Source organism: Providencia sp. PROV201 (assembly GCF_028479545.1).
Taxonomy (GTDB): Bacteria; Pseudomonadota; Gammaproteobacteria; order Enterobacterales; family Enterobacteriaceae; genus Providencia; species Providencia huaxiensis.
The window spans coordinates 14,253-27,395 of record NZ_JAMPNW010000023.1 but is presented as its reverse complement, the minus strand read 5'-3'; the positions used below and the strand labels follow the sequence as shown (position 1 = coordinate 27,395).

The following is a 13,143-nucleotide window of genomic DNA, read 5'->3' as shown; positions in this document are numbered from 1 at the left end:
AAGGCGACACTCATGTCGCCTTTATCATTTTAATATTTATATAAAAAGGTTATTCCATAAAGCCAAATGTATTTTTGTTCGGTTGCAATTCTAAGACGACTGATGCGTTTCTTGTGACTGGTAATTCATTTTGCTGTAGACAATAAAATGGTAATAATCCTTTTATATCACTGCGAATGGTTTCACATACTGAATTAGATGATGTTAGCACTAAGCGCCCTTTATCATCTAAAGGAATAAACATTGATGGTTCATAGGATGTTCTAACTTTCCCAATGGTTTTACCAATTTGGTACACGACATCATATCCAACAACAACTAATTCCATTTTTTGTGTCTTAACACAAGTTTGATTTTGCATATCAAACAGAGATGGAAAGCCTTTCCCTTGTAGCGCTTCAATCATGAAAATCATTTTGCATTCGCTTTGCGCAGGATGAAAACGAGAAAGAGACTGTTGGTTAAAAGAGCCTAAAACCCCTGTTACTGTACAATTTTCATACTCAACAAGACGATTGGATTGAATTGGTTCAACAGATAAAACCGTAGCCAATTTAGTTTCGGGGCCTCGGTTGAATAAAGTCACGAGCAAGACAATAAGGAGTGCCACTACAGTTGCTAATAACAACTTAAATTTTAGCTTCATCGTGTTAACCCTTATTAAAATATGCTGTATCTATTGTAACCACTACTCAGAATAATTCGATAATTACGTACTAATCGTATTGTTTTTTAGAATTATCTTAAGCCATCATCAAAAAACGGTTTATTATAACTGTTTTAGAAAGTAGAAACTTTACTATTAGTGTACTTTCTTATATCCATTTAATTAAATCAATTTAATTATTAATAATCAAGCAGATACAAATAAAACTAATTCATTTTTAACTTTTCGTTATATAAACAAATTTATACCTTAATTATTTACACTTAAGGTATTCAATATTCTAATCACTCATTCAATATTAATTACTCGGTTTATGTTTCATTTGGATATAATATATGCATAAGTGATAATGACAATATAATCGATATTTAATATATTACTTTTGATCTAAATAGTTTTTCTAAGCAATATTTAATACAGATAAGTCTTGACAGATTTAGTTAATATATTTTATTAAAAGAGTATTTATCATTATAAATATAAAAAATAATGCACCTGTTATACGAATATACAGGTGCATGTCGATAATAAAACCAGATTAAACAAGTGGTTATTAGCAGATTAGTGCAATTTCAACTTCGGTCGAATAATTCTGTTAATACTGCCAACAAGCATCATTAGCCCAGTTTTAATATAACCGTGCAATGCGATTTGGTGCATACGGTATAAAGAGATGTACACAAAACGCGCAATGCGCCCTTCTACCATCATATCCCCACGCATTAAGTTGCCCATCAAGCTACCAACAGTACTGAAGCGCGAGAGTGAAACTAATGAGCCATGGTCTTTATAAACATATTCTTTTAAAGGTTTATCTTTCATTAACGCGACAATATTGTCATAACATAGACTAGCCATTTGATGGGCTGACTGAGCCCTTGGCGGTACGAAGCCCCCTTCTGGCTTAGCGCAAGACGCACAATCGCCAATGGCAAAAATCATATCATCACGAGATGTTTGTAACGTTGGTTTTACCACCAATTGGTTGATACGATTTGTTTCTAACCCAGCGATATCTTTCATGAAATCAGGTGCTTTGATCCCAGCAGCCCAAACCATGAGATCCGCATGAATTTTACCATCCTCTTTCGTATTCAAACCATCTGCATCAGCGCTGGTTACCATGGTTTTCGTCAATACATTCACACCTAACTTATTAAGTTCTTGATGAGCTGCACTTGAAATTCGAGGGGGTAAAGCCGGCAGAATACGTTCCCCTGCTTCGACTAATGTGACATTCAATGCATCAGTATCTAACCCTTTGAAACCATAACTGGTCAGTTGCTCAACTGCGTTATAGAGTTCTGCTGATAACTCAACGCCCGTTGCACCGCCACCAACAATAGCAATATTAACGCTCTCTTCTGCGTTATCACGGACTGAATAACGTAAAAACAGATTTAGCATTTCATCGTGAAAACGGTGCGCTTGGTGTGGGTTATCTAAGAAAATACAGTGTTCTTTAACTCCAGGAGTACCGAAATCATTCGAAGTACTGCCTAATGCCATCACTAAAATATCGTACTCTAATTCACGCAAAGGGCCTAATAATTCGCCATGCTTATCATAAAGTTCACCGAGAACCACTTTTTTATTTTCACGGTCAATATTGGTAAGCGAGCCTAATTGGAAATTAAACGCATTATGGCGGGCATGGGCCAAATAGCTTATCGCATCGACGCCATCATCTAACGAACCTGTCGCAACTTCATGTAACAACGGTTTCCATAAATGACTAGGGTTGCGATCAACCAAGGTAATTTGTGCGCGTTTCTTACGGCCTAGCTTGCGGCCTAAACGTGTTGCCAGTTCTAATCCACCAGCACCACCGCCTACAACGATGATTTTGGGTTGAGATAAGGTCATAAATCCCTCGAAACAAAATATATTAATGTTATTTAAGGTTTCTCATTTAGAAAAACCTTATATAACAATAATTAGCCACAGTTCCTTTCATTCCAATTAGAATATCATGAGTGGTCTATTGGTAATACCAAATATTGATTCATATCAATTTAGTTGATTATTATGACTACGATCACATTCGTCAAATCATTTTTTCTCCAGAACGAATCGAGTCAGCTTTTTAGCATTTATATCAATCAATTGTTTAAATCCGCAAACAGTGTAATGATAATGAGAATTATTATTCTATCATTTTTTAATTTGTGACGCACAATCAATTCCCCCCCAATCACTTTCAATATGAACCTAAATAGAGCGCAAAAAAAACTCTAAGGATGATAAACACCCTCAGAGTTTTTTTATGAAACATTAAATTTTATTATTTAATTTTCTTGATACGCACATCAGTTGGAACTGAAACTGGTGAGTTATCTTTAAAGTATTGCATTAACGCTTCGTTATCTGGCAGGCTATAAACACGGTCTTTACCTTGATTGAAAGCAGAGAAACGGCTACCACCTGTTGCTAAGAATTCATTCGCAGCAACACGATAGCTTTTGTTCATGTCTAACGGCTTACCATTTAATTTCATTGATTTTTGAATGACTTTGTCACCCACTGGGCGGCTGTCATCCCACTCGTAATAAAAACCTTTAGAAACAGGCATGACTTGTGGACGAGCACGATCCCATTGCTGTTCAAGCGCTTGCTTAATTTGTGAACCTGTTAGCAACTGTGTGACAACCACGTTAGAGAATGGTTGGACAGTGAAAATATCACCATACGTCAATTCACCTGCTTTCATGTCAGCACGAATACCGCCACTGTTCATAAATGCAATTTGAGCACCGCCCGCTTCTTTGCTGGAGGCTGCATATAATTGACCATCAGCAATAATCTTACCTAAAGTTGAATCACCCGCAGGGAGTAATTTTTTATCCACATTGGCCGTTAAAGACCCCATCACTTGTTGCGAAATAGGTAACGCAATTTTTTCGTATTTTTGTACGAACGTAGTTAACTCAGGGTTCTTCTCATAGCGACTCGTTTCAACGGGGATATTTTTTGCATTGATGCTAACGATATCTTTCGTGTTTTTATCAATCTCAATGTTTAATTGAGACAATAAAGTCCCATTAGATTGGGCAGAAATGACTGTCATCCCATTGATTTCACAATTATAAGCTTGGTGTGTATGACCGCTAATAACAAAGTCTACATTCGCATCTAATTGTTTGACGATATCGACAATTGGGCCTTTGATATTATCACAACGGTTAATATCTTTAACTTTGGTATCAACTTGTTGTGTTGCGCCTTCATGGATTAGAACACCGATACTGTTAATACCTTGTGATTTTAATAATTTCACTTGGTTATTAATAGTTTCAACTTCATTTTTGAATTCTAAACCTGCGGTTCCACTTGGAGTTACGATAGCCGGCGTACCTTCTAACGTTAAACCAATAAATGCCATTGGAACACCATCAAACTCTTTAATAAAGTAAGATGGGAACAGTGTTTCACCTGTTTCTTTAACAATAACGTTGGCAGCTAAGTAGTTAAAGTCAGCCCCTGCAAAGGAATCTTTACCCACACAACCAGCCGTTGGGTGACAGCCACCATTTTGCTTTCTCAGCAGCTCTTCTTTACCTTTGTCGAACTCATGGTTACCCACTGCACTGGTTTCCATACCAATCGCACTTAGCGCTTCAATAGTGGGTTCATCGTAGAACATTGATGACAATAGCGGACTTGCTCCGACTAAGTCACCTGCGCCCACAACGATGGTTTTATCGTTTTGCGCTCTTAATTGATTAACTAGCGTCGCAATTGACTCAATGCCACCTAGTTTACCATCGCCCGGTGCTTGTAAAGCCCCATGAAAATCATTTATACCAATGACTTGTACTTTTACTGTATCCGTATTTTTGGAAGCACAACCCGCCAAAAGTGCACCGGAAATGAGCAGTGTGAGTAATCCAATTTTATGTTTCATTTATCTTACCTTTTTTAATCCTTTTCAACTATCGACTACATTTTGAAACGATAAGTTGTTGTCATTGAACCAGATAACGAGTGTGCGCGACGTGAGTGGCCATCATATAATTTTGGCGTCGTGTAATCGTTTTCCTGACGATGGTGCCAGCCCAGACCACCACTTAACGAAACAGAAAGATTTTCAGTTGGTTTCCAATAACTAAATAGACCAAATTGACCTTGTTTTAATCTTTCACCTTCATATTTAAATTCTGAATAGTTAGTACGTGCGCCAACAGAAAGCTCTTTACTAATACGATACTCTGCGGCCATAGCGACCATGGTTTCTCCATCACGTACGTAGTCGATATCTGCATAAGCTGGGGAGTTAAAGCGACCACGGGTATTACCAATTGGGTTACGCGCAAACTGGCCGACACCATTTGCTTTTTTCGCTTGGGTATAAGTTAAACCTGTGCTTAACGTCCAAGGCGACTCAGGAATACGCCATTCTGCCGTTCCTGCATAGTGCCACGCACGTTTGTCAAAATTACGCTTCCCTTTTTGTTTATCGGTTTCAGTACGTTTACCATCACTACCGTATTCATGGTTATAGATTTGTGTACCAAGTGTCACATCTGAAGTCAGCTTATATTTTGCTTCTAAGCCTTGTTGACGGAATAAATCATCCGCTTGCCCATAGAAATAATGCACTTTCAATGGCTTAGTATTGTAGTTAATTCCACCGGTGATGACATGATTGACATTGTGTCGAACGCCATTTGCATCAGTAAAATACATAGCATCAATGTTTGGACTATCACGACGCATGACTTTCTTATCGAGATATAATAAATCCAAACTCCAGTCACTGATCGCAGTATTAGTGTAGTAACCGCTATAGCTGTTCAATGATAAACGCTGTGAATTCGTGAAAATACCCGTATTTTTCAGCGTAAACCAACCTGCTTTCGCATTAAATTTTACTGGTTCAAGGTCCAGTTTTACTTTTGCATAACGTTGACCAATTTTGTTATACCCTTTCGCATGGCCATCATCGTTATATAAAATTGCACGGGAGGCGAAGTCTTTACTTGCCCCCAGTTTGATACCGCCGTAATAAGAGGCATCAAAACCAATGACATCCGCGAAATAACCTGATTTGAAATCTGCTTGGAAGTTTTGACCCCAAGCATTTGCGACTTGTTTTCTATAACGGTTTTCGTTTTTATCAAAACGGTTTTCTGTTTTTAAGTATTTCCACATGTTACGGGTTGACAGCTCTAGCTCCGAATCCGCAATGAATGAGTTTTCCTTGATAGAATCTTCCCAGTTGCTGGCATTTGCCATTGCTACCGCTAAATAGCAAGGAGAAAGCATTAATAACGCAATATTTTTAACTTTCATTGGAATAAACCTAGTTAATGATTATTTGAATTAATTTTATGCTGTGCCATGTTTCCATGAACAACAAAACACCATTTTTTATTTTTAGCTTAATAAAACAATTTCACTTAAAGACAAACGGACACATCCATTTCAAACACATAAGTCATTTTAAATATAAAATTCAATACAGTATTTCCCTGTATTTGTGTTTACTTATTACTATGAATAGAAATATTCCTTATAGGAATTCCAAAGTACATTATTGAATCAATAGCGATAAACACTCATATTTGGTGTTTGTTTGGCTTAAGCCTCACATTACGGTACTGTATTTACCGACACCGCATTAATTCATTAAGAAAAAATTTTCACTCTATTTTTTATGACAAAGTGTTCCCCTGAGAAATAATCATCTCAAATAAATTTGAATATTTAACTTAAAGTGCAACCATTAAATTGCTGTTTTTTTTAACTGATTACTTATCGCTCTAAATTGTCATAAATCTTTCATAATATGAATGCTATCGTAATTTTATGTCAATTAAAACGATCGCTGTCACAACGCGTTACATCAGTTGCATTAAACTACCTGCCAACAGTGATCGCAGTCACACTTCATTTTAGGAGAATTTAAGGTATAAATCTTTATTTTGGATAGGGTTTCAGAATCAATTCATTTATAACCAGTTAAAACATAAATTTAAATGGATATCTGTAAACTGCTTTCTTTATAGATATAAAGAGTAATGAATAAAATATAACCTAATAAAAATTTTCACATGAATACATACTGTTTGTAGATATATATTCAATCCACAATTATTCTATATAGCACATCACAAGAGAAAGTACATTTCCCTACAGGCCAATTGCGATCAAGTAAATCTCGGATAAATGATAAGTATTATTTAGCTATCAAACGTTGTTTTACTTATCTTGTTTTTCATTTATTTAAATTTTCTTTAACTTTTTAAAGTAACCTATTTCATTATTAAATGGCTCAAAGTCATATTGAACACTTTTAATCGCATAAAAAACAAGCTGTAATGCAAATTATTAGTTAATCATTTCATATAAACTAAAAATATAAATACCAATAAGTCAAACTATCAACAATTTCACTTCTTTATTTCAAACAATGAACCTTAAAATGATTAAATCAATAAAATACTCTCTAATTATTTTAGAGAGCAAAATAAATATTGATTGATTTTTATCTAATACGATTAGATATATTATTGTGATTAACTGTGCAATTATTGATAACGTTACGGGTAACTTTTAATATGAGCAATGATATCACCATCTTCTTTATGCAAAATAGTGTCCCTTTGCTATGCGTATTTATGCAAAAAAGCCAGTAAATAAAATACTGGCTTTTAGATATACTAAATGTAATCGAAATTATTAGCGGTGTTCTTGCCAACGCTCATGTAAATCAACCAGTTGCCGATGACTTTCTTTCCAACGCTCAACGGCTTGTAGTTCTGTCAAACTGTATTGTCGACCACTATGATATAGTTTAGAGGCTTGGCTATCATATTGCTTCGGTAAGTTATCTAAAACACTGACGGCACCTTCACGATTATTACAGACTAAAATCATGTCACACCCCGCATTCAGTGAGGCCTGTGCTCTCTCAGGGTAACTCCCCATCACTGCCGCGCCTTCCATAGACAAATCATCAGAAAAGATGACCCCCTGGAAACCAAGCTGCTCACGCAATACCGATTTTAACCAAAATGGTGAACCGCTCGCGGGACGATCATCCGCTTGGGTATAAATAACATGGGCAGGCATAACCGCATCGAGTAACTCTCGTTGGATAAAGTCTTTAAAAATTAACATATCTTTACCACGGATCTTCTCCAACGTGCGATCATCCCGTGGCGTTTCTTTATGCGAGTCGGCTTTCACTGCACCATGACCAGGAAAGTGTTTCCCTGTCGTTTTCATACCCGCACTGCGCATACCTTTAATGAAACGCTCCGCCATAACCATCGCAATCTCTGGGTCTTCATGGAATGAGCGTTCACCTATCGCAATACTTTGATGACCAAGATCCAAAACAGGTGCAAAGCTAATATCAATATCCATGGCTATCATCTCTGATGCCATTAACCAGCCAGCCTCTTCAGCAAGCTTAGCGCCATCCATTTCACTATTGAGTGCAGCAAATGCCTGAGCAGAAGGCAATGCGGTGAAACCATCACGAAAACGTTGTACTCGACCACCTTCTTGGTCAACCGCTATCAATAACCGGTGTCTTGATGCATCACGAATTTGGCGAACAAGTTCTCGTAATTGTGCTGCGTCATGAAAGTTACGGGTAAATAATATTAACCCTCCCACGGATGGGTGAGCTAATATTTCGCGCTCTTCGTTGTCCAATTCATAACCCTGAACATCTAGCATTATAGGACCCATAACATGCCTCACTTATTAAACTAATTAACTTAATCCGATACTGTTTTCTGATAGCCCTTGGCCATCAACCTAATAAACCAAAATATTGTCGTAATGACTGTGAGTGTAACAAAAAGTCAGATGACTGGCTTTCATGCCACTGCACTTCATACCACATTAATGTCATATATTTTACCCAAGGTGCCCACAATTGACAGCTTTCGGCCAATTGCTGTCTGTCTCGATAAGCACCGTGAATGTCACAATATTGCGTCAAGAAAAAATCTCGCTGAATATCACTCAGACCATTAAATTGAAAATAGGTTTCTAAAGAGAACGCGATATCTGTATTTGCCGCATATTCCCAATCCAATAGCAGTAATCGCCCTGTTGGTGTGCAAACAATATTTTTAGCATGAATATCCATATGGGCAGGGGCAAGTTTTAGCATTTTAGGAAAATCAGCAGAGGTGAAATAATGATGTAATTTTTTCCAACGAGGTGAAAAACGTTTTTTATCAATTAAATAGCCATAATGCGATATTTCATCGCGCAGTTGTAAGTGATACCCCAACAGTGGCGCACGATGTAATTGTGTGACTATATTTGCAAGTTCGCACTGAAAGCTAGACTGCAAAAAAACATGATTATCAGGGTGTTGCCCTTCACACCACCCTAATAATAACCATTGTGAATTTCGACCAATCACTTTCGGTGTAAAGGAAAAAGCACGTAATTGCTGTAATATCCGCGCTTCTTTCTTTCGGTTAACATACAACGCGGTTTGTGCATTTCCATCAGCACGTGCGATAAGCTTTACTTGGCTGCCAGGCAAAGAACATTGCAGCAAATAACTTCCACCTGACAGCCCTGCTAGCGGGGTCATTTCCCAATCTCGTACCGAGATTGTAGGAAAGCACGTCACTAACAGTTGAAAAAGTAACTGCGAGTTACTCAATATTGTGCTTTCCAGTCCAAATAATTTCACCTGTTTGCACTTCCATCAATTGCATTTCAAGGCTTCTTTCTTTGTTTGAACCTGACATCACACTGTAAATGACATAATCCGCTTGGACATAGCGACCTAACCCAATTGCTTTACTACGGGTTACCAAGCTGTCTTCTTGAGATAAACCGAGAGTTTTACGCGCAGAACTCACCACACTGGCAGGAACAACTTTAAAGCGATTTGTATTCTCAACTGCGGTTGTCATGGCTGATGTCACCGCTTGCACAGGTAGTGAACCGTTCGTATTATTTTTCACTGAATCAACTAACAGGACTTTGCCGCTTTCAACGCCATCCTCAGTCACCATTTGGTTAACTAAAGGCGTAATAGACGCTGACCAATCTGTTGTTTGCTGTTTTGGTGGAGTTGGAACAACATCAATGGGTGGTGGCGTTACTTCAGGTTGCTTTTCCGGCTCTACGGGGACAATCGGTGGCTGAGTACCAGGTTGTTGAGGTGGATATGAAGGGCACCCAGCCAAAATTAATGTAGCGGCAGCAACCATTAAGATGCGTTTCATTATTACTCTCCGGCCTTTGGCGATAAAAATACATGAACACGTACATTTGTTGCACGTGGAGAGGAAGTCACAGCACGAACTTTCGCAACGGAATTCGCTGCAATCTGCTGATACAAGGTATTTGAAGTTTCCACTTTTAACCCTTGCTTATCATACCAATATAAACGATAAGCAATAGTCACCACTTCAGATTGAGTATTACTCATATTAATCGTGGCAATGGTTTGATGGTTTTCACTACCTATCACTGGGTTTTCGACAATGACCCCTTGTGCGAGTACTGCTGGCTCCATAATGATGCGTTGTTGCTCATTAAAAACCAGCCCTTGTGTCTTTTTAAAGATGCAACCACTTAGCAACATTGTTACCAAAGCAAGTAATGCAATACGGTTCATTGTCGATCCCTTATCCCTTATTACTCATTACTTAGCCAATAATGGCCCTAATGGACGACCACCCACTAGATGCATGTGGATATGAAAGACTTCTTGCCCCGAGTGTTCATTACAGTTCATTATTAAACGGTAACCATCCTCTGCAATCCCTTCTTCTTTGGCAATTTTAGCCGCAACAGTAAACAAACGGCCTAACGCAAGCTCGTCATCCGCAGTGACATCATTGACAGTCGGAATTAATTTATTAGGAATGATAAGAATGTGTGATGGTGTTTGTGGCGAAATGTCACGAAATGCCGTGACAAGTTCATCTTGATAAACCACATCTGCGGGGATCTCGCGACGGATAATTTTACTGAAAATCGTTTCTTCTGCCATTTCAATTTCCTTAGTCATTTAATCGTTCTTGTGAACTAATTTATACGTTACCTGTACCAACATTTAAATGAAACAAACGATTGAAGTTTTGCGTCGTAATTTCAGCGAGCTGTTCAACACTAACGCCCTTCAGTACTGCCATATATTCAATGACATCACGAACATACGCAGGTTGGTTTTCCCTACCACGGTGAGGAACAGGAGCCAAATAAGGTGAGTCAGTTTCAACTAAAATGCGATCTAAAGGGACAACACGAGCGGCTTCTCTAATTTGTTCTGCGTTACGAAATGTGACGATCCCTGAAAATGAGATATACATGCCTAAATCGAGTAGTTCCACTGCCGTATCTTTATCTTCAGTAAAGCAGTGTAATACCCCGCCACAATCCATCACGTTTTCTTCGCGCAAAATCGATAAGGTATCTTCTCGTGCCGCACGAGTATGCACAATGACTGGCTTATTAACTTCGCGACCAATGCGAATGTGCTGACGAAAAGACTCTTGTTGCAACGCGGCATTTTCTTGCTGGTAATAGTAATCCAGCCCGGTTTCCCCTAACGCAACGACCTCGTTTCCTGCGGCTAATTGTGCTAATCGAGCGAAATCATACCCTTCATCTAAATTAAGAGGATGGATACCACATGAAAAAGCGATATTGTCTCGCATGCCAATCATTTTCTTCATGCTTTCAAAACCATGCAACGTCGTTGCAACAGCTAACATAAAGTGAACATCACGAGCCGAGGCCTTTGCAATAACATCATCGACATTTGTGTGCAATTTTTCATAATCTAAACAGTCGAGATGACAGTGTGAATCAACAACAAACATATTTAACTCTTTTTAAAATGTAGGGACAGCCAGTGAAGCTTCCCATTGTAATAATTGATTTGTCAGGATCAGTTCCTGATTCAGAGCAGGAACTGTCATTAATTGATGACGGCAATATAACCACTTATCATACATATTTATTAACTGAGTACGATTCATAGCACCAGCTAATTGCAGGACTTGAGCTTGCTTATCTTGGTTGATGCAAAAAAAACCAGCCCCTTGTTGAATTTTAATCGCATCCGCAAATAAACTGAGTAACCAATTTAAGGCATCAGGCAGTTCATCGATATTCAAACTAGGCAGCAAACTCAGCATATCACCCGTTTGCAATGCGTGACTTAAACTATGGCACAGCGCATTACGTTTTTGCCAACGTTGTTCGTCCAGTAAGGCCAGCGCAGAAATTGGTGCACCTTGGCATATTTTTAATGCTGTTATCGCATTTTCAGTCGCAATACCTGGTTTTTGCTTTTGAAGCCAATAGAGCGCAATTTGTGAGTCGGGTGCTGGCAAGAAATGACTTAAACAGCGGCTGCGAATAGTCGCTAGCAAATTCTCTTGTTTATCACTTCCTAATAAAAAATAAGTATCCTTTGCAGGCTCTTCCAATGTTTTCAATAAGGCATTTGCTGCTGCATCTGTCAATGCTTCAACCTGTGGGATATACACCACTTTGTTGCCACCTTGCTGTGCATGGCGACTTAAGGTTTCAATTAATTTCCTAACCGCATCAACACTAACAGTAGATTTTCCTTTTTCTACTTCAATAATATGATAATCAGGATGATGACCTGCGAGCATCAAACGGCAACTATGGCATTGCCCACAGCTTTTTAAGCCGTCTCTTTCTTGGCAAATAAGCCAACGACTCACGCCATAACACAGCGCTTGCGCCCCATTTCCCGGTATAGAATGAAGCAGTAACGCGTGGTGGCCTCGACCGCTTTGGTACGCAGTAATGATTTGTCGGTAAGGTTCATTTAACCAAGGATACCAATTCATGGGATTAATACCTTATGTGGTTTATCAGGCACGCGCGAGCCATTCTGTCAGCGTTTGCCGAATATCTTGCTGTACTTGCTCAATGTTTTGGCTTGCATCAATAGTGAGTATCGTTTTGTCGCCAGCAGCAAGTTCAAGATAACGGCTGCGTGTTCTTTCAAAAAAGGCTAACGATTCTTTTTCAATTCTATCTAATTCACCTCGTGACCTTGCACGCTGCAAACCTAATTCAGGTGGTAAATCAAGGTATAACGTTAATGAAGGTTTGAATTCACCTAGCACCAAGTCACGTAATGATTTCATTAAGTCGCGGTCAATCTCACGTCCGCCGCCCTGATAAGCTTGGGAAGATAAATCATGGCGATCACCCACCACCCATTTACCTGCTGCTAATGCAGGTTGGATCACTGTATCAACCAGTTGTACACGGGCTGCATATAACATCAGCAATTCAGCCTTATCCGTGACTTTATCACCTGCAATACCTTGCTTTATCAGCTCACGGAGTTTCTCTGCCAATGGCGTTCCACCAGGCTCGCGGGTAAAGACAATATCTGTGATCCCTGCTTGGTTCAACGTTTCCACAACCGTATTGATTGCAGTTGTTTTACCAGCGCCTTCGAGTCCTTCAATAACAATAAATTGGTTTTTCATTTT

At 38.7% G+C, this 13,143-nt stretch carries 12 protein-coding genes; all 12 read right to left on the bottom strand.

Features of this window, described 5'->3' with window-relative positions:
• Window positions 1-49: 49 nt before the first annotated feature.
• Window positions 50-646, bottom strand: a complete 597-nt coding sequence (gene umoD / locus PR809_RS16530) for a UmoD family flagellar biogenesis regulator (RefSeq protein WP_102137736.1) — start codon at window positions 644-646, stop codon at window positions 50-52.
• A 582-nt stretch (window positions 647-1,228) separates the two neighbouring features.
• Window positions 1,229-2,533: an NAD(P)/FAD-dependent oxidoreductase gene (locus tag PR809_RS16525; protein WP_272524574.1), complete on the bottom strand. Its 1,305-nt coding sequence runs from the start codon at window positions 2,531-2,533 to the stop codon at window positions 1,229-1,231.
• 418 nt (window positions 2,534-2,951) lie between these two features.
• Window positions 2,952-4,571 (bottom strand): bifunctional metallophosphatase/5'-nucleotidase, encoded by a 1,620-nt coding sequence (locus tag PR809_RS16520; protein WP_206276360.1) that lies wholly within the window; start codon window positions 4,569-4,571, stop codon window positions 2,952-2,954.
• 35 nt (window positions 4,572-4,606) lie between these two features.
• Window positions 4,607-5,959 (bottom strand): OprD family outer membrane porin, encoded by a 1,353-nt coding sequence (locus PR809_RS16515; protein WP_102137734.1) that lies wholly within the window; start codon window positions 5,957-5,959, stop codon window positions 4,607-4,609.
• Window positions 5,960-7,348: 1,389 nt separating this feature from the next.
• Complete coding sequence (gene nagZ, locus PR809_RS16510) at window positions 7,349-8,368, bottom strand: beta-N-acetylhexosaminidase (protein WP_166264657.1); 1,020 nt, start codon at window positions 8,366-8,368, stop codon at window positions 7,349-7,351.
• Window positions 8,369-8,432: 64 nt separating this feature from the next.
• Window positions 8,433-9,335 carry a phosphotransferase gene (locus PR809_RS16505; protein ID WP_272524573.1) on the bottom strand — a complete coding sequence of 301 codons (903 nt, stop codon included), beginning with the start codon at window positions 9,333-9,335 and terminating at the stop codon, window positions 8,433-8,435.
• The gene (lpoB, locus tag PR809_RS16500; protein ID WP_102137731.1) at window positions 9,298-9,876 is read right to left on the bottom strand and encodes a penicillin-binding protein activator LpoB; all 579 of its coding nucleotides are present in this window, start codon (window positions 9,874-9,876) and stop codon (window positions 9,298-9,300) included. Before lpoB ends, PR809_RS16505 begins: the two co-directional genes overlap by 38 nt.
• A gap of 2 nt (window positions 9,877-9,878) precedes the next feature.
• Window positions 9,879-10,271 (bottom strand): YcfL family protein, encoded by a 393-nt coding sequence (locus PR809_RS16495; protein WP_195697337.1) that lies wholly within the window; start codon window positions 10,269-10,271, stop codon window positions 9,879-9,881.
• Window positions 10,272-10,298: 27 nt separating this feature from the next.
• Window positions 10,299-10,649: a purine nucleoside phosphoramidase gene (hinT, locus tag PR809_RS16490; protein ID WP_102137729.1), complete on the bottom strand. Its 351-nt coding sequence runs from the start codon at window positions 10,647-10,649 to the stop codon at window positions 10,299-10,301.
• Window positions 10,650-10,689: 40 nt separating this feature from the next.
• The gene (locus PR809_RS16485; RefSeq protein ID WP_166264653.1) at window positions 10,690-11,481 is read right to left on the bottom strand and encodes a metal-dependent hydrolase; all 792 of its coding nucleotides are present in this window, start codon (window positions 11,479-11,481) and stop codon (window positions 10,690-10,692) included.
• Between the two features lie 12 nt (window positions 11,482-11,493).
• Window positions 11,494-12,486, bottom strand: a complete 993-nt coding sequence (holB, locus tag PR809_RS16480; RefSeq protein WP_206276794.1) for a DNA polymerase III subunit delta' — start codon at window positions 12,484-12,486, stop codon at window positions 11,494-11,496.
• A gap of 24 nt (window positions 12,487-12,510) precedes the next feature.
• Entirely contained in the window at window positions 12,511-13,140 is a 630-nt protein-coding gene (gene tmk / locus PR809_RS16475; protein WP_166264649.1) for a dTMP kinase, read from the bottom strand.
• Window positions 13,141-13,143 lie beyond the last annotated feature (3 nt).